We start from the raw sequence: 16,818 nt of genomic DNA on the forward strand, positions 1-16,818 counted from the left end.
TGAGGTTGTCGAATACACAACAACCTCATTTACTTTTCTAATTGATCTACATGCTGCATAATATTTTGAAGATTATTTTCGTATTGCTCAAGTTGTGGGCGTTGTGTTTCCGAAGCTACTTCTAGTGCATTTTGAATCTGTTCATAGGCTTCCTGAACCTCTTGGCGTAATTCTTTTAAATCATGACCGTAGTTTGGATCATTTTTTACAATGTTGTTAAATGCATTTTCTGCTTGTGTAACGCCTTGCTGAGCTGCTTGAAACGCTTGTTGTTTATCTTTATGATATGGCATTATACAATCCCCTTTCCATAATAGTTAGTCCCAATTATCTTTACCTTTTTTTCTAAAAACATTCTCGTATAAATTTGCAAACTTCTCTCATTCTAAAGAGAAAGAGGAGGTGTCACATACAATGGGAAAAAACAATCGTGAAGCAAAAGAAAAAAAGGGACAACCTGAACCGTTAAGCGGATCTCATAAAGTAAAAAACCGTAACCATTCACGCCAAAAACATCATGCGCATCATGATATGTAAAACAAAAAGTGCACACTAGCTACCTTTTCCACATACAATGTTTATATTTTTCCATTTATTCTTCACCCCTACTTCATTCATGCATAACATAGTATGAATTGAGATTTTACGGAGGGTGTCTTACATGGGCAAGAAAAAGAAGGATTGTCTTTTTCATGTTGATGGTTTCGAAGAATGGATGGATCAGTTTTGTTCTGATTCTTGTAGCAACTTTAGTTTCCCAAATCAAATTCATATTGACCTTTGTGAAACGGAACAAGAATACATTTTGGAAACAGATGTACCAAATGTGACAGAACAAAATGTAGTCATTAAAAAGATGAAGACAGGCCTAAACATTTGCATACTTCATAAAAATATTTCTTTGCAGAGGATCATTCCTTTACCTGATAATATTATTTATAAGAAGATGCTAGCCTGCTTAGAGAATGGATATTTAGCCATTCATATTTCCAAAAATGAAGTAGCTGATAAACATGAAAAGCAAGTTCTTTTTTCAAATTAAGAGTTAATATAATACAAACATAAGCCCCAGTTGGTAACTGGGGCTTATGTTATTTCGCATGTACTTTCATATTAGAATTTCCATCATATCTTTTTTTCAATAAACCTTTCGTAACTAACAGAACTGGAAACGCTACAGTTGAAAATATAGCTAGCGCTGAAAATACTACAAATCCATTTTGGTACCCGTAATAATCGAGAAGTACTCCCCCAAACCATGGACCAATTACTGCTCCAATTCCTGAAAAGCCCATTGCTCCAAAGTATGTTCCTTTTAGATCCACAACAGCTATATCATCAATAAATACATCCGTCATCGAAAACATTAAGACTTCTCCAATTGTAAAAATAATTGTGCAAATAGCAGCACCTAGCATAGATTCTACTATTCCAAATCCAAATAATCCCCCGCTCACAAATAAAGTTCCCACCATAATGGATGCTAATGGTGTATACTTTTTACACATTTGAATAACAGGATATTGAATTACGACTACAACAATCGCATTTAAAGCTAACATATACGAAAATAATTTCACTCCATCCTGGAATATATGTGCATTTGCAAAATATTGTGATACTGTCGTCGTTAAGTGAGAAAAACCACAATTACTCAAAATAATACCAACTAACGCAACTAAAAATACGACATCCTTTCGCAAAATGCGAATTGCATTTAACATTGTGACAGGCTTTTCTATATTTACTTTCTTTTTTTCAATTGGATACTTCTTAAATTGGAATGCTAATATAGCTGTATATAGAATATATACTCCCGCTGCTACTAAAAAAGGAATTGTAGATTTTGCGCTTCCGATTTGTAATCCGACAAGTGGCCCAATCGCTACTCCAACATTGATTGCACCGTAACGCAAATTATATACGAGTAAACGATACTCTGGTTTCGTTAAATCTGATAATAATGCTCTTGACGTCGGTTCAAAAAAGGACCTACATAATCCATTCAAAGCGTTTAATAAAAAGAAACTTAAAACATGATCTGCAAGTGAAAAGCCTATGAATACAAACACCCAAACGATCATGGACCATATTAGAATCATATTTCGACCGAATCGATCAGATAAATTCCCTCCGATAAAACTAGCAAACACTCCAACAAGTGCACTCGTTCCAATAATAGCACCCGTCATTCCAGCTGATACGCCTTTAACAGTCGTTAAATAAATTGCTAAAAAAGGAATACTCATTGACGTGGCGAACCTCGCAAATAAAGTCCCTATTATAATTGTCATTCCTAACGGATGAATATTTTGTAACTTCCCCTTCATCTTAAAAACCTACTCTCCCTGTTATCACATAAAAAAAGAAAGCAAAGGATCTGCTTTCTTTTCCCTTTTTATACTTGAGCTGTTGATACTCGAGCTGTTCTCGTTATATCCATATCTATGCCATATGTAAACTGTAATTCTTTACAAACATCTTTAATTAAAATTGCTACATTATACTTTTCATTAAATTGTAAAACAATGTTTTCTACTTCTTCATATGTATACTTATATTCCCCTGTAATAACACTTTTTAGATCAAAGCATTCGTTAATACAAAGTTGTACAAGTAGCTGGTCATATTTCTCTATTACATCTTCTTTCTTCCAAAGTAACTCTTTTACATATAATCGATCAAACTTCACACTTTCTCGATTACAATCCGTTAAAATCCGGGTCATTTCGTTTAATTCTCGATATAATTCGGAAATATTTTTGCTTAAACTAAGCAGTTTATCTACGCCGTTTTCATATAACATATTCATTCCACCCCCGCATTTTCTTTTTCTTATTATAGCAAGAAAATTCTAAAAATAGTTTCTTTCTTCTGAAATATTAGGAAACTAATTTCAATTGCTTTACAATGAAACTAGTTAATGCGAGAGGAGAAAGAAAATTGGAGCACAAATTATATTACACTGACGCTTATAAGCAAGACTTTACTACTAAAATTATAAAGCAAGATTATGATAAAGACGGTAACTTATACGTTGTTTTGAATGAAACGGCATTTTATCCAACCGGTGGCGGGCAGCCCCATGATACTGGAACCTTAAATGGCATTACTGTATTTGGTGTTGAAGAAGTCAACGAAGAAATCCGCCACTTCATTACAGAACAATTACATACAGAAGAAGTAGAAGGTAAAATCAATTGGAAGCGCCGTTTTGATCATATGCAACAACATGCAGCTCAGCACATTTTATCTGCTGCTTTTTGGGACCATTTTAACATACCTACGATTGGATTCCATCTTGGTAAAGAAACGGTAACAATCGATTTAGAAACAGAAAATCTGCATACAGAAACAGTTGAAAAAGCAGTACAAATTGCAAACAACATTGTTTTCGAAAACCATCCAATCCGTATCCTATGGATGAACCTAGAAGAAGCGAAAACGTTACCCCTTCGTAAAGAACCGACTATGACAGAAAATATACGCGTTGTTATGATCGAAAACTTTGATTATAACGGCTGTGGCGGAACACACCCGAAACGTACTGGTGAAGTAGGTCCTATGCAAGTTCTTAGCTGGGAACGCAATAAAGGTGGCATACGACTAACGTTTATTGCCGGCTGGCGCACACTTAAATTAATGGGGCAACAGCAACAAATTATGAAGGATGTTTCTAAACAATTAAACAGTAGCGAGAGTGATATTCCAGCAAAAGTAGCTCAACTGCTTACTTCTCAAAAAGAAAACGAAAAAGCTATGCAAACAATGAATGAAAAATTATTATATGCAGAGGCAAATGAACTACTTCAACAGCCTGCCGAAATACATGCCGGCATACTTATTTCTAAAGTATTTACAAATCGTTCTATGCAAGAAATCGCAAAGCTATCCGCTATTATTACAGAACAACAAGAACATGCCATTACATATTTCGTTATTGAAAACGAGGAAAAATTACAATGTATTCTCGCTTGCGGAAAAACAGTCACGCTTAATATGAATGCTCTTTTAAAAGATGCTCTTCCTACAATTGAAGGAAAAGGTGGCGGAAATGAAAAGAGTGCCCGTGGCGGCGGGAAAGCAATTATGAGCGGAGATGAATTTTTAAATCAGCTTGTTTCTTCTTTACAGTCAGCAGTATAAAACATGTTTATGAAGGATAGCTAACTGCTATCCTTCAACTGTATTTACAGGCCTATATTTCGTTTCAAGCCTTGATAACTCCCGACACTTGTAAACCCTTCGCTTATAAGAGTGATAAAAGTATCTGAAAAGCCATAATGACTTAAATCTTTAATCGGTACCATTTGCACATCATGGATCGGATTATGATCAAACTCGTTAGAAGGTAGCCTAATTTCACCTTCAATCCTTTCAAGCAAAAACGTAATATGTAATAAAGATGGGCTAGCATCAGGTTTATCACAAACATAGAGTAGCTTCTGAATGTTAACTTCTAACCCTGTCTCTTCTCTCATTTCTCGAATCACCGCTTCTTCTAACGTTTCACCATTCTCTACCCTTCCTCCAGGTAAAGACCAATTTCGATTAGCAACTCTTTGCTTTACTAGCAATACTTTTTCATCTTCAATTAAAATTCCGGTAACACGAACTTGCATTACATTTTCCATATGTATTCTCCTCTTCCCATTATATTTACAAATTAATCCTTCCACAAAAAGAACGTACGTTTTATAATTAAAGAAAAATATGGAAGAAAGAAGTTGTTACATTCATGCGTCCACCTTTAACAAAGTCTATATCACTTGAAGATTTCCAAAACTATTATTGGTTAAAAGAAGAACTGCAAACATTTTGTCGTGAGCATGGGTTGCCAGCTAGTGGCTCTAAGATTGAAATAGCCAATCGTATCTCTCATTATTTACATACTGGTAAAATATTAAAAAACAGCTCTGGTCCAAAAGCGAGTAAAACTTCCCTCTCTTATAAAGACCTTTCTATTCAAACGATTATTACTAACAATCACCGCTGTAGCGAAGATGTTCGTGCTTTTTTCAAAGAAAAAATCGGAACAAACTTCCGCTTTACAGTAGCTCTTCAAAAGTTTTTTAAAGAGAATATTGGAAAAACATATGAAGATGCGATAACGTTTTGGTATGAAGAAAACGAACGAAAAAAAGACCCTACATATAAAACAACTATCAGCGCGCAGTTTGAATACAATCGCTTTACTCGTGACTTTTTCGAAGATCCAAATAACAAAGGAAAATCAAAAGCTGATGCGATCGCTGCTTGGAATGAAATAAAAGCAAAACCTGGTAGCAATGCTTATGTTCCTCAAAAAGTAGAGAACTAGTTAACTCGCTAGTCTTCTACTTTCTCAAATAATAGCGCAAGCCCTATTCCGCCCCCAATTCCTAACGTCGCAATTCCATATTTCATATACTTTCGTTTCGCCTGATAAAACAAGCGCGTTACAAGCATAGCCCCAGATGCACCGTACGGATGACCGAGTGCAATTGCTCCACCATTTACATTTAATCTTTCGAAAGGAATTTGTAACTCCCTTGCACAAGCTACAACTTTTGAAGCAAATGCTTCATTTATTTCAAAATAATCGATGTCCTCTACTTTCATATTCATTTCATTTAGTAATTTGTTCACCGCGAATATTGGACCAGTCCCCGGAAGATTTGGATCCACTCCAACTACAGCACTACGAACGAAACGAAGTACAGGTTTGTATCCTAATTTTCGGGCTTGCCCCTCTTCCATTACAAGAACGGCACATGCTCCATCATTTACACCGCACGAATTACCTGCCGTTACTGTACCATTTTGTAAAAATGCGGGCTTAGTTCTTTTAATCATTCTTTCATACTTCATTTCTCGTTTTATAGCTTCGTCAAAAGATCCATTAAAAGAAAGTATTTCATCTTGTATATATCTATTTTCTAATGCTTGCAGTGTCCGTTTATAACTAAGACAAGCGTATTCGTCTTGCATTTCTCGCGTTATATTATAACGCTCTGCAACATATTCAGCCGCCACTCCCATATTAGGATCTCCAATTGTTTCTGGTGAAAATCGCGCTCTATTTTGAAAAGGTGATGTACTTGTACTCTCTACTCCTCCTGCAATATAACAATTACCTGCCCCGCCTTGAATGAAATGACATGCGGTGCGAATCGCTTCCAAACCCGCACCACATTGCCGATCAATCGTTACACCAGGAATATGATAGCCAAGTCCTGCCGCTAAAGCAGATAATCTTGCAACATTCCCTCCTGGTCCAACAACATTCCCTAATATAACATCGTCTATTTCTCTCTCAATTCCTTTACTTAAAAATGTGAGAAGCGGCGCTGATAGTTGCTGAACTTCATAGTCTTTTAACATCCCATTCTTCTTACCAATAGGTGTCCTTTTTGCTTCTACAATAACCGCTCTATTCATATATCTTCTCCCGGTTTTCAATCATATTTTTTGCTGCAATACGAGCGATTTTCCCGCTGTCTGTATACGATATTTCATCTACAAAATGCCATTCTTTCGGTATTTTAAACGAGGATAATCGTTGTAAGCAAAAACTTATTAATTGTTGCCTCGTAGCACTTCCTTTTACGATGGCCACAGGTTTTTCACCCCAATAACTATCTTTCACACCAACTACAACTATTTCATCAACAGCTGGATGTTCATGTAATACACTTTCTATTTCTTCTGGAAAAATATTAATTCCTCCAAATAAAATCATATTCTTCTCTCTACCGACAATATAAATAAAGCCTTCTTCATCTTTATAACCTACATCTCGCACTGTCATCCAGCCATCTGCATTCAACTCCCGTGCTAAAACCCCATCTATTATGTATCCCATAAAAAACTGATCACTTTTCACATAAACAGTTCCTATCTCGCCTTTCGGTACTTCTTCTCCTGCCTCATTACATATTCGCACTTGCACATTGTGACAAGGTTTCCCTACTGAACTTGGCTTTCTTTCGCTCTCTTCGTCAACTAATGCTGTTACAAAACTTAGTTCTGATGCACCGTAAAATTCGTATTTTTTTGCAACAGGGAATATATTCTTTATTTTTTCTTTCGCTTCAGCTTCCCATTTCGCTCCTGACGAAATAATTTTCATGTCACTTTCTATTACTCTTTTTTCTTTATATAAAGATTCTAGCATTGTCGGAACTGTATACATGACCAAAATATGTTCCATTTCTAACTTGTCCAACACTTGTTTTGGAATAAACTTCCTCATAATATGCACCGTTTGCCCTACATATAATGCACTTATTGCGCCGTATAAAAAAAGAGAATGAACGAGTGTCCCAGCTATTAAAATAGAATCTTCTTCTTTCATATGAAAATCATGTATATTGCAATCGAAACTATGAACCCACGATTGTTGCGCACGTAAAAATGCTTTTGCTTTTCCAGTTGATCCTGATGTGAATCCCATATAAAAAGGAGCATTTTGTACATTTTTTACGGACTGATATGTAGGAAGATAGTGCTCTATCATTCTTTTCCACTCATCAATTTCTATTACTCTTCCTTCTTCACCAGGTAGATCATTTACCTTATATCGCTCTGTCACAATCACATCCGGATTACTGATTGCAATCCTTTCTTTAAGCTCATCCTGTTTCCACCTTATATCTAATGGTACACAAATCCATCCGGCCATAGCAGCACCTGCAAATAGTTGTAAAAACTCGATACGATTTTCTAATACAATTGCTATCGTTTTATTCTTCGATTCTTTTTCAGCCAACCAGTTTGCTACTTTACACACTGACTCAAACCACTCTTTATATGTTAAAACTCGATCATTTTCCTTTATTGCTATTTTATTCGGTTGTAAAGAGGCATAATTTTTATATTCTTTTGTAATCCCCATTTGAGACGTCCTTTCTTGACAAAATAATAAAAAGAAACACGTAATGAACGTGTTTCTTCTCTTTCTTATCCCGCTTTTGTATATTTCCCATTCTTTAAAGCTGGCGTAATAATATGTTTCAATGAACGATGTAATTTTGTTACAAGAATTGCTGCTATAATTGCTTTTATGCAATCACCTGGTAAAAATGCGACACTTACTTTCATCGTCTGCCATATAGAAATATCCATTACAAAAGCTTGTACAATAATACCAAATACATAAACTACGAAAATACCACCAATTATATTAATACATAATACCTTTATTATAGAAACTTCACGTAAACGCTCAATTAAATAACCAATGACAAATGCTCCAACGATATAACCAAGTAAATATCCTGCACTTGGCCCAACAAATACACCAAAGCCACCGCGTCCACCAGCAAGTAATGGTGCTCCAACTCCTACAATAAGTAAGAAAACTAGCTGACTTAATGCACCAAGACGTGATCCTAATAGTCCACCAGCAAGCATAACACCAAGTGATTGTAATGTAATTGGAACTGGTGTAATAGAAAGAGCAATTGGAGGAATTAACCCTAACACTCCCATAATAGAACTAAATAAAGCGACGAAAACTAAGTTTTTTGTATTCATATTTGCTTCTCCTATTTGTAAACTTAAAATGATTTTTAGGTAACATATTACAGGAGTTATATTATCTTTCTATCTAGCATTTGTCAACTTATTTTCATCTCAAGTTGACAAATATAGATTCCATTATTTCTCTTTATGCAAATGCTCAAGTTCTTTCCGAAGCGCTTGTTTTAAAAACTTCCCAACAGATGTTTTCGGTATTTCTTCCATAAATACAATATCGTCTGGTAACCACCACTTCGCAAACTGTGGTTTTAAAAACTCATATATTTCCTCTTTTGTTACTGTACTATTTTTCTTTTGAACGACGCAGGCAACTGGGCGCTCTTGCCACTGCGGATGAGGAACAGCAACGACAGCTGCTTCAAATATAGCATCATGTGCCATTAAAGCATTTTCAAGGTCAACTGAAGAAATCCACTCTCCTCCGCTTTTAATCACATCTTTCGTACGGTCAACAATCTTTACGCAACCTTCCTCATCCACTGTTACAACATCTCCTGTATATAACCACCCATCTCGAAACCCTTCGACAGTACGTTCATCGTTATAATAACTTTCAGCGATCCACGGCGCTCGTAAACATAGTTCTCCCATCTCCGTACCATCCCACTTCACTTCACCATTTGTACCGACTACTTTCATCTCTACACCAGGGACAAGATACCCTTGCTTTGATCGAATTTCTAATTGCTCTTCATATGATAATTCTGTTTCATAACTTTTTAAACGTGCAAGCGTTACGAGCGGGCTTGTTTCGGTCATACCATATGCATGTATGAAAGGAACATTGTGTTTCTGTTCAAATGCTTTAATAACACTTTTCGGTGCGGCTGCACCGCCACATAGTATTCTCGTCATACTAGATAAATCATAACTATTATTTTCTAACTCTTGTAATACACCAAGCCAAATTGTCGGCACACCGGCAGCTAACGTCACTTTTTCAGATTGGATCATTTCTAATAAAATTTTCGGCGTAAACATCGGTCCTGGAAGAACTTGTTTTGATCCAAACCAAGTAGCAGCGAAAGGAAGTCCCCAAGCATTCACATGGAACATCGGTACAATTGCCATCGCCGCATCACTTTCCGATAAAGCAGCTGTATCCGCTAAACCGAGTGCCATGCAATGCAGCACAGTACTACGATGCGTATATACAACACCTTTTGGATTTCCTGTAGTCGCTGACGTATAACACATACCAGCAGGTGTATTTTCATCAATATCTTTTACAAATTGGAAATTTGAATCGCCTTCTTCTAATAGCTTTTCATAATGATATACAGGTTCTAGCGTAGTATTTGGAAGTTCATCTTTATCAGTCATAATAATGTAGGCTTGTACAGTTGATAATTCAGATTGAATTTTTTCAACGAGCGGTACGAGATCTTCATCAATAAGTAGAATTCGATCTTCTGCGTGCTGAATAATGTATGAAATATGTTGAGGAGATAAACGAATATTAATTGTGTGTAAAACGGAAGCAATACCAGGAATAGCAAAATACGCTTCCACATGTCGATGATGATTCCACGCTAACGTTCCTATACGCTCGCCTTCTTTAATTCCTAATTTTTTTAACGCACTGGAAAGCCTTCTCGTCCTTTCACCTAACTGCTTATACGTTAACGTCGTAATTGTATCATGTGTCCGTGAAACAATTTCTTTCTTTGAAAACAGTTTTTCTGCTCTTTCCATCATAGAACTAATTGTTAGCGGTACATTCATCATCATATTGGTTATATCCCCCTTTAAAGCGTTTTCATTTTTGTTTATTATAACAGACTTCTACAAATATTCACGACATTTTTCTGTATTTTCTGAATTATTTCTTTGGAAATAATTCAGAAAATACTAAGAGAAAACACACTAAAACTCCTTCTTACGATATATAAATACCGAAATAACAAAAGAAAAGATATATATGATAACGCCAAATATTGTATATAGAATTGAAACGTATACAAATAAATTTAAATTTGATATTGGAAATTGTTCTATTAGATAGCCAATTACACTTTGTAATCCAAAATAAGTTACAAGTCCCCCGCATGCGCCTCCAATTGTAATAGCATCAGATTTTTCTGCTCCAAAAATATAGAGGAGTGGATAGGCTATTGCTCCGGCATTAAGGATGATGAACGTCCCTAAAGAAACACTCTTAAATATATCATCATCAATTGGCGTATCTAAAACTGAAGCATATATGTAAAATATGCTATACGATAATAAAGTACCAATAATTACAACTATAAAATAGAAAAGGTAGTGACTTTGCACAATGTTATTTCTAGTAACCGGTAAAGTAAGTACATATTTTTCATAACCCGACTTACTCTCATACTTAATAACTTCAAGTGCAGGAATTGCAGCAAATAAGATAATGAATGTAGCAATTAAACGGTACATTGAAGCATTACCAAAATAAAAAACAAATCCCGATCCTAATATCGCTATTCCCATGAACGTAAAGAAAGTTCGATATACTAGATAATAGTTTGTCAATAATAAACCTTTCATTTATTTTTCACTCCTTGTTAATAAAACACTTATTTCTTCTATCGAAATGGTTCTATGAGCAATCCCATTTGGTAGTTTATGCACATCTGATACAAGTACATTGAAATAAGAACCATTATTCCTTTTCACCACAACTATATCTTTGTTGATTAAAGTTAGTTGCTCCTCATCAACATCTACAATGACATAATTGTCCAAAACCTTATCCTTTTCTTCATTCAATAAAATTTCTCCATCTTTTATCACAATAAGGTGACTAGCTATTTTTTCTACATCACTCATAATATGTGAAGAAAGTAATATACCACCATTACTTTTATTCACAAAACTTTTTAATTCCTCTAATACCTGCTCCCTAGATGAAGGATCAAGACCTCCCGTCGCTTCATCTAGAATTAATAATTTGGCATTATGTGACAATGCAACAGCTATGGATAGTTTCATCGACATTCCACGGGAAAACCTACCTACTTTTTCATAAGTAGGTAAAGAGAAAGAATGAACTAATCGGTAAAAATTTTCTCTATCCCAAGATTCAAACATCTTTTCAAAAACCTTATTTAGTTGTTTTATTGTAAGATGAGCTGGGAGATTCATAGCATCAAATACGACTCCAATCTTCCCCTTATTCTTGGCATCTTTATTTATATTTTCTTTACCAAATATTTTTACTGTACCGCTATCTTTAGAAATTAATTCTAGTACTGTTTTAAATGTTGTTGATTTACCTGCGCCATTGTCACCAATGAATCCCACTATTGACCCTGATGGCACATTGAATGTAACATCTTTTAACACAAATTTGTTTCCAAATGATTTACTTAAATTTTTAATTTCTAGAATGTTTGACATCATTTCACTCCTAACTTAACTTTTCATAAAAATAGGTTTTCTACTATTAAAAATTATCCACTTTTTCTCTCATTTTCTTTTTTAGTTTAAAAATAATACGATTGCTATATTCTTTATTTTCTACTAAAATTCGATACATCTCCCACACTCCTACAACACGAACAAAAAGATAGACTCCAATAGCAATAAGTACAACACAGTACGGATAATACTGCACTAATTCTCCTGAAGTGATATGCTTTTTCTCAAACAAAAACGGGATTGCACCTGCGGCTATAAAACAAAATCCAACAATCATCACTGCAGCATACTTCTTCTTAATAATCGCATATCTTTTTGTCAATTCTTTTAGAAAGTTTTGATCAAATAGTAGTTCTTCTTTTTTCAATACATTATATCGACTCTCTTCTATCGTTACAGGTACCATCATTGCTCCAATTCCAAGGACAGCAATAATAATAACAAGGAATGTCGAAATTGTTGCACTTTCTTTAAATAATAAATACGGTATTGTAGATAAAATGAGTAAACTAAATCCTAACGCAATATATTTAGAAATTTTTTGCCCATACACTATATACCCTTCTGCCATTTCCTGACTTACGTAATAGCCCTCCACATTTTCATTACTTTGCTCTGCAGTTTCTTTTAATAAATAGTCGAGTGATACTTCAAAAACATTGCCAATCATTATTAACTTTTCAGTTTCAGGAAAACCTTGACCGTTTTCCCATTTACTAACCGCTTGCCTTGTTGTGTTTAATTTTTCAGCTAACGCTTCTTGAGAAAGGCCCTTTTCCTTTCTTAATTTAAAAAGCTTTTCACCAAATCCCATATGTGTGTCCCCCTTTGTTTTCTTACCTAAATTGTATGTAAACATTGCCCTTATCTCTATCTTCCCGCGGTTGCACTTTGTCAACTTACAGTTGCGATTGTGTTATATAGCGGTTTTCTATAAGATTTAGCTCGTTTTCTTCTATGATTATGGCGTTTATAAAACACCCTACCTCAATAACCAATTATAACAATTAAAGGTAATTATTGTTATAAACAATAAAAACTCCTTTATTTATAAAGGAGTTTTCGATATGAAATATTCCAAGATGAGCTAATTTTTCTTTCTCATACTAATTCACAATTTCTTCTATACATTTTTGTATGTTGTGCAACGATTCATAAGCATCCCACACAGTATATGTTGTCATCTCTTTATATAAGGCATATTCATATATATGTAAAATATTTCTCCTATTAACTTACCTAATAAAAACACTTTTCAATAATCATAACGGCTTCTGCTTAAACTTTTCATAATGTCTTACTTTTAATAAAAGGACATTCCCACAATCTGTACAAATATAAGCATCTACTGGTGAAGATGTGAACATCGTCTCCTTTTTCCGTATTTGTGCATAACCGACAAACTCACCTTCTCCTATATTTTGAGAACCACAATTAGAGCATGTCTGCACGTCTTTCTGTTTCATGAGAGCACCACCTTTAATCTGTTTCTACTCCCTTCGACAGTTCACTTCCATTTCCCTTCCAAAAAACCTCTTATTCTCTTACATTTCAACAGGAATCTCAGAACAAAAATCGTATATGTACTATGAAATATATTTATTGACGGGGGAATCTCATGAGTACAATTATGACAATCAATACCGCACAAGAAATTGAAAACGCAGAAATACATATGCTTTCTTCTAGATTAGCACTACTACAAGAAATGGACGGAAATCCAATGCAAGTACAAATAAAAAAGTTCGAGAGTGCCACTGCCTTTTCATCAAAAGTAATTGCTGGTCCTGCTTTTAACACAGTAAAAGGCGTTACCTTTATAAATACAGATGAGATAGATGCGATTATTTCTTATTATCAATCACTACAAATTCCTTGCCGTTTTGAAATTACACCAGCACAAGGTACAGCTGAATTATTTCAATACTTATCTGAAAAAGGATTTTACCAATCTAGCTTCCATACCGCTTTATATAGTAAACCAAAAGAAGATCCATCTCTTCTTCCTTCTAACATTTCAGTACGCAAACTAAAAGAAAATGAATTTGATATTTTTGCTGACATATATGTACGTGGTTTTAACATGCCATCCTTTACAAAAGATGGCGTGCGCCAAAATAACGAAATTCTTTACAATAAACCAGGATGGCATTTTTTCATAGCTGAAATTCAAAACACTCCTGCTAGTATAGGAGTTCTCTATATAAATAAAGGTGTCGCTTCATTAGCTGCTTCTGCTACTTTGCCAGAATTTCAGCGTAAAGGCTGTCATACTGCCTTAATTCAAAAGCGAATTGAGACAGCTATTGAATCCAATTGTCATTTAATAGTCGGACAAGCAAGATTCGGTAGCGGCAGTCAAAATAATATGGAACGTGCCCATATGAAAATTGCTTATACAAAATCAATATGGACTGCAAAAGACATGTAATTTACATGCTTTCTCCTTCCATTACAATCTTATACATTCTATGACAATTCCTTTTCTACCCCATTAATCATTTGAACATTCAAACTAAATTTGTTACGATATTACTAGATACATCATTCAACTTGCAATATGAAAAGAGAATTCTAATCAAACTACAAGGAGGAGAAATGTATGACTAAACATGATCATGGTTTAAAAGAAAAAGTAGAAGGTGCTATTGATAAAGTAAAAGGCGAAGTAAAGGAAGTTGTTGGGAAAGTAACTGACAATAAAAAATTACAAGCTGAAGGAAAATGGGATAAGGTAAAAGGCACTGCTAAAGATACGGTTGGTAATGTGAAAGAAAAAGTACATGAATATAAAGAGCATAAAGAGAATAAATAAAAAAGAACAAAGATGTATGGTTGTGCAAGTAGTAAGATACTAAAGTTTGTATTTTATATTTGCCCATAAAATTATTTTAAAACGAAAAAAAGATGCCTTCAGGCATCTTTTTTCTATAAACAACTATTTTACATCTTACTTTGTGAAATTTGGTTTTAGGTCACCTGTATACGGTTCATGCTCAACGAAGATTTTTATATCTTTTCCATTCGCATCTTTCCCCATTCTTGTATACGTAAATTTCTCTTTATTTAACTCTGTAAGTTCAAGAACTGCACCGTATTTATTATTTCCTAATGAAACGTGGGCTCTAATTTTATTACGATGTACAACATCAAAGAAACCATAGTCTCCACGACTTTCTCCTGTATTCACATTAAAAAACTCGTATTTATTTGTATTTTTATCATATTTTGCTAGACTGATTAAGTTTGAATTATATTTTGTTACATCATTACCCTGTTCGTCTAATACCACCGTTCCGTTCCATAGTGTACTAGATAATATTTTATCTCCATCAACGTCTGTAACTATTTTTCCAGTCGAGCTTTCTAAATTTTTATCAGGTCGCGTGAAAGAAAGCTCTTTTTCATGATAAGGAACATGTTCAACAAATACTTCTACATCGTTTCCTTTTGCATCTTTCCCCATTCTTTTATATGTAAATCTCTCCTTATCTAATTGCGTTAATTCAACAACTGCTTGATAATTTTGCGTCTCAGAAATTAGTACTCTTTTCTTTCCGTCATTGGTTATAAAAAAGGTACCGCTATCATTACGACTCTCTCCTGTCTTTGCATTAAAAAATTCATACCTTGCCGTTTTAGCATCATACTTTGCAAGCCCGATGAAATTTTGATTTTCTTTCGTTAAATCGTTATGATCTTTGTCATAGACTTTTGTCCCTTGCCAATTTGTTTCACCAAGTATACTAGCTAGTTGTTGCCCCTTCGTCTGTTGGGTTTGCTCAGTTTCTTGTATTGCATTGTATAAAAATTGAGCATACTGTTCACGCGTCACATCCATATTTGGAGCAAAATTCCCTCCGCCTACTCCTTTTGCAATATTATTTGTTTGAACAGCACTAATTGCATTTCTTGCCCATGAGTTCGTTGAAACGTCATTAAAAGTGTGATCACTATTTGCCTTTAAATGAAAAGCATTTGTAAGAACCTGTGCCATTTCTGCACGCGTTAAGGATGCCTTCGGTCTAAAGTTCCCATGCTCGTCACCCTTAAAAACGCCCATTTCTGTTAAAGACACGATTTCCTTTATATAGCTTGTCGACTCTTCACTTACGTCCCCATACGGGTTCTGATAATTTTTGTCTTCTGCTAGATTAAAATAACGATATAGTAAAGCTGCAACTTGTTCGCGTGTTACGTTATCTCCAAAACCAAATCTCCCATCATCATAACCGAAAATAATTTTCTCATCTGTTAATTGCTGAATCGCCTCATATGCCCAGTGCCCCTTTGGAACATCTTTGAATACACCAGTATGATTCGTTTGTGGTGTATTCTCTTCTGCTTTCACTTCTCCATTTTTTTCAGTTAATAGCACTCCACCTAGAACTGCTGATATGATACATGTTTTTAAAATTGTTTTATTCATAGCTTTCCAATCCCTTCCTTCATCTAACAAAGAATTACACCACTTTTCTTTCAAAAGAAGATTCTATGTGAGCAATTCATGTTCTAAATTTTCATTACAGCTAATTGGATACAAAGTGTTACACCTTCAAAGCTCGTTTTCGTAGTATCCGTAGCTGCTATATAAAAGAATTATAAATAGCAACTATAAACTACCCATAAATAAATTATTAAAAAAAGATAAAATTAAGATAATATATTTTTAATCTCAATCTATAAAAAAACGTTATTCTTTCTCATCTAGCTTGTTAAGAAAGAATAACGTTTTTAATTCTAGGGTCCCTTTTAGCAAAAAGAAGTTTTATTTTATATTGTTGAGTGATAGTAAAGTCGCTTAAAAATTAATAAAATCATTTAAAAGATAATATAGTTCTTTAAAAAGATGGTTTGAAATTAAATGTTTATTCCATTTTTTTGTTTATGTTATCATGATAAAAG

General features: G+C 34.5%; 19 protein-coding genes. 6 read left to right on the plus strand and 13 right to left on the minus strand.

Annotated elements, in window-relative coordinates:
- Positions 1–29: 29 nt before the first annotated feature.
- Positions 30–293 (minus strand): hypothetical protein, encoded by a 264-nt coding sequence (locus AC2CGR_RS13050; RefSeq protein ID WP_001146294.1) that lies wholly within the window; start codon positions 291–293, stop codon positions 30–32.
- Between the two features lie 121 nt (positions 294–414).
- Here AC2CGR_RS13050 and AC2CGR_RS13055 point away from each other — a divergent pair, with 121 nt between their 5' ends.
- The gene (locus tag AC2CGR_RS13055; protein ID WP_000517649.1) at positions 415–537 is read left to right on the plus strand and encodes a small acid-soluble spore protein P; all 123 of its coding nucleotides are present in this window, start codon (positions 415–417) and stop codon (positions 535–537) included.
- A gap of 124 nt (positions 538–661) precedes the next feature.
- Positions 662–1,042 carry an Hsp20/alpha crystallin family protein gene (locus AC2CGR_RS13060; protein WP_000516744.1) on the plus strand — a complete coding sequence of 127 codons (381 nt, stop codon included), beginning with the start codon at positions 662–664 and terminating at the stop codon, positions 1,040–1,042.
- A gap of 49 nt (positions 1,043–1,091) precedes the next feature.
- Here AC2CGR_RS13060 and AC2CGR_RS13065 read toward each other — a convergent pair whose 3' ends face one another.
- Together AC2CGR_RS13065 and AC2CGR_RS13070 are read right to left on the minus strand one after the other, a co-directional pair.
- On the minus strand, positions 1,092–2,330 hold the full coding sequence (locus AC2CGR_RS13065; protein ID WP_131100547.1) for an MDR family MFS transporter: 1,239 nt from the start codon (positions 2,328–2,330) through the stop codon (positions 1,092–1,094).
- A gap of 68 nt (positions 2,331–2,398) precedes the next feature.
- Complete coding sequence (locus AC2CGR_RS13070; RefSeq protein WP_000965133.1) at positions 2,399–2,806, minus strand: hypothetical protein; 408 nt, start codon at positions 2,804–2,806, stop codon at positions 2,399–2,401.
- Positions 2,807–2,943: 137 nt separating this feature from the next.
- On the opposite strand from AC2CGR_RS13070, the gene AC2CGR_RS13075 reads away from it, so the two are divergent.
- On the plus strand, positions 2,944–4,146 hold the full coding sequence (locus AC2CGR_RS13075; RefSeq protein WP_165507112.1) for an alanyl-tRNA editing protein: 1,203 nt from the start codon (positions 2,944–2,946) through the stop codon (positions 4,144–4,146).
- Positions 4,147–4,190: 44 nt separating this feature from the next.
- Here AC2CGR_RS13075 and AC2CGR_RS13080 read toward each other — a convergent pair whose 3' ends face one another.
- Positions 4,191–4,634, minus strand: a complete 444-nt coding sequence (locus AC2CGR_RS13080) for an NUDIX hydrolase (protein WP_029439711.1) — start codon at positions 4,632–4,634, stop codon at positions 4,191–4,193.
- Positions 4,635–4,738: 104 nt separating this feature from the next.
- Between AC2CGR_RS13080 and AC2CGR_RS13085 the strand changes: the two genes are divergently transcribed.
- Positions 4,739–5,320: a DUF6434 domain-containing protein gene (locus tag AC2CGR_RS13085; protein ID WP_484480897.1), complete on the plus strand. Its 582-nt coding sequence runs from the start codon at positions 4,739–4,741 to the stop codon at positions 5,318–5,320.
- Between the two features lie 8 nt (positions 5,321–5,328).
- Here the strand turns inward: AC2CGR_RS13085 and AC2CGR_RS13090 are convergent, their stop codons facing one another.
- The 8 genes from AC2CGR_RS13090 to AC2CGR_RS13125 form a co-directional block, all read right to left on the minus strand.
- Positions 5,329–6,420: an acetyl-CoA C-acyltransferase gene (locus AC2CGR_RS13090; RefSeq protein WP_087967266.1), complete on the minus strand. Its 1,092-nt coding sequence runs from the start codon at positions 6,418–6,420 to the stop codon at positions 5,329–5,331.
- Complete coding sequence (locus tag AC2CGR_RS13095; RefSeq protein WP_484480898.1) at positions 6,413–7,876, minus strand: acyl-CoA synthetase; 1,464 nt, start codon at positions 7,874–7,876, stop codon at positions 6,413–6,415. Before AC2CGR_RS13095 ends, AC2CGR_RS13090 begins: the two co-directional genes overlap by 8 nt.
- Positions 7,877–7,941: 65 nt before the next feature.
- Positions 7,942–8,517: a biotin transporter BioY gene (locus AC2CGR_RS13100; protein ID WP_001093341.1), complete on the minus strand. Its 576-nt coding sequence runs from the start codon at positions 8,515–8,517 to the stop codon at positions 7,942–7,944.
- 123 nt (positions 8,518–8,640) lie between these two features.
- Complete coding sequence (locus tag AC2CGR_RS13105; protein WP_087967262.1) at positions 8,641–10,254, minus strand: long-chain fatty acid--CoA ligase; 1,614 nt, start codon at positions 10,252–10,254, stop codon at positions 8,641–8,643.
- Between the two features lie 135 nt (positions 10,255–10,389).
- Positions 10,390–11,040, minus strand: coding sequence for an ABC-2 transporter permease (locus AC2CGR_RS13110; RefSeq protein ID WP_484480899.1), 651 nt, complete (start codon positions 11,038–11,040; stop codon positions 10,390–10,392).
- Positions 11,041–11,892 carry an ABC transporter ATP-binding protein gene (locus tag AC2CGR_RS13115; RefSeq protein WP_087967259.1) on the minus strand — a complete coding sequence of 284 codons (852 nt, stop codon included), beginning with the start codon at positions 11,890–11,892 and terminating at the stop codon, positions 11,041–11,043. It lies immediately after the preceding gene.
- A gap of 46 nt (positions 11,893–11,938) precedes the next feature.
- Complete coding sequence (locus AC2CGR_RS13120) at positions 11,939–12,727, minus strand: helix-turn-helix domain-containing protein (protein ID WP_087967257.1); 789 nt, start codon at positions 12,725–12,727, stop codon at positions 11,939–11,941.
- 448 nt (positions 12,728–13,175) lie between these two features.
- The gene (locus tag AC2CGR_RS13125) at positions 13,176–13,379 is read right to left on the minus strand and encodes a hypothetical protein (RefSeq protein ID WP_000810212.1); all 204 of its coding nucleotides are present in this window, start codon (positions 13,377–13,379) and stop codon (positions 13,176–13,178) included.
- Between the two features lie 152 nt (positions 13,380–13,531).
- Here AC2CGR_RS13125 and AC2CGR_RS13130 point away from each other — a divergent pair, with 152 nt between their 5' ends.
- Positions 13,532–14,344, plus strand: a complete 813-nt coding sequence (locus AC2CGR_RS13130) for a GNAT family N-acetyltransferase (RefSeq protein WP_087967255.1) — start codon at positions 13,532–13,534, stop codon at positions 14,342–14,344.
- A 171-nt stretch (positions 14,345–14,515) separates the two neighbouring features.
- On the plus strand, positions 14,516–14,728 hold the full coding sequence (locus AC2CGR_RS13135; protein ID WP_000160409.1) for a CsbD family protein: 213 nt from the start codon (positions 14,516–14,518) through the stop codon (positions 14,726–14,728).
- A 135-nt stretch (positions 14,729–14,863) separates the two neighbouring features.
- Here AC2CGR_RS13135 and AC2CGR_RS13140 read toward each other — a convergent pair whose 3' ends face one another.
- Positions 14,864–16,342: a DUF4822 domain-containing protein gene (locus tag AC2CGR_RS13140; protein WP_131100550.1), complete on the minus strand. Its 1,479-nt coding sequence runs from the start codon at positions 16,340–16,342 to the stop codon at positions 14,864–14,866.
- Between the last annotated feature and the right edge of the window lie 476 nt (positions 16,343–16,818).

It is taken from the genome of Bacillus sp. LSHTCR4 (assembly GCF_057197025.1).

Excerpts from the sequence above, each read along its gene's own strand:
- AC2CGR_RS13050 (WP_001146294.1), bottom strand. The coding sequence starts at position 293 with ATGCCATATCATAAAGATAAACAACAAGCGTTTCAAGCAGCTCAGCAA.
- AC2CGR_RS13055 (WP_000517649.1), top strand. The coding sequence starts at position 415 with ATGGGAAAAAACAATCGTGAAGCAAAAGAAAAAAAGGGACAACCTGAA.
- AC2CGR_RS13060 (WP_000516744.1), top strand. The coding sequence starts at position 662 with ATGGGCAAGAAAAAGAAGGATTGTCTTTTTCATGTTGATGGTTTCGAA.
- AC2CGR_RS13065 (WP_131100547.1), bottom strand. The coding sequence starts at position 2,330 with ATGAAGGGGAAGTTACAAAATATTCATCCGTTAGGAATGACAATTATA.
- AC2CGR_RS13070 (WP_000965133.1), bottom strand. The coding sequence starts at position 2,806 with ATGTTATATGAAAACGGCGTAGATAAACTGCTTAGTTTAAGCAAAAAT.
- AC2CGR_RS13080 (WP_029439711.1), bottom strand. The coding sequence starts at position 4,634 with ATGGAAAATGTAATGCAAGTTCGTGTTACCGGAATTTTAATTGAAGAT.
- AC2CGR_RS13085 (WP_484480897.1), top strand. The coding sequence starts at position 4,739 with ATGCGTCCACCTTTAACAAAGTCTATATCACTTGAAGATTTCCAAAAC.
- AC2CGR_RS13090 (WP_087967266.1), bottom strand. The coding sequence starts at position 6,420 with ATGAATAGAGCGGTTATTGTAGAAGCAAAAAGGACACCTATTGGTAAG.
- AC2CGR_RS13095 (WP_484480898.1), bottom strand. The coding sequence starts at position 7,876 with ATGGGGATTACAAAAGAATATAAAAATTATGCCTCTTTACAACCGAAT.
- AC2CGR_RS13100 (WP_001093341.1), bottom strand. The coding sequence starts at position 8,517 with ATGAATACAAAAAACTTAGTTTTCGTCGCTTTATTTAGTTCTATTATG.
- AC2CGR_RS13105 (WP_087967262.1), bottom strand. The coding sequence starts at position 10,254 with ATGATGATGAATGTACCGCTAACAATTAGTTCTATGATGGAAAGAGCA.
- AC2CGR_RS13110 (WP_484480899.1), bottom strand. The coding sequence starts at position 11,040 with ATGAAAGGTTTATTATTGACAAACTATTATCTAGTATATCGAACTTTC.
- AC2CGR_RS13115 (WP_087967259.1), bottom strand. The coding sequence starts at position 11,892 with ATGTCAAACATTCTAGAAATTAAAAATTTAAGTAAATCATTTGGAAAC.
- AC2CGR_RS13120 (WP_087967257.1), bottom strand. The coding sequence starts at position 12,727 with ATGGGATTTGGTGAAAAGCTTTTTAAATTAAGAAAGGAAAAGGGCCTT.
- AC2CGR_RS13125 (WP_000810212.1), bottom strand. The coding sequence starts at position 13,379 with ATGAAACAGAAAGACGTGCAGACATGCTCTAATTGTGGTTCTCAAAAT.
- AC2CGR_RS13130 (WP_087967255.1), top strand. The coding sequence starts at position 13,532 with ATGAGTACAATTATGACAATCAATACCGCACAAGAAATTGAAAACGCA.
- AC2CGR_RS13135 (WP_000160409.1), top strand. The coding sequence starts at position 14,516 with ATGACTAAACATGATCATGGTTTAAAAGAAAAAGTAGAAGGTGCTATT.
- AC2CGR_RS13140 (WP_131100550.1), bottom strand. The coding sequence starts at position 16,342 with ATGAATAAAACAATTTTAAAAACATGTATCATATCAGCAGTTCTAGGT.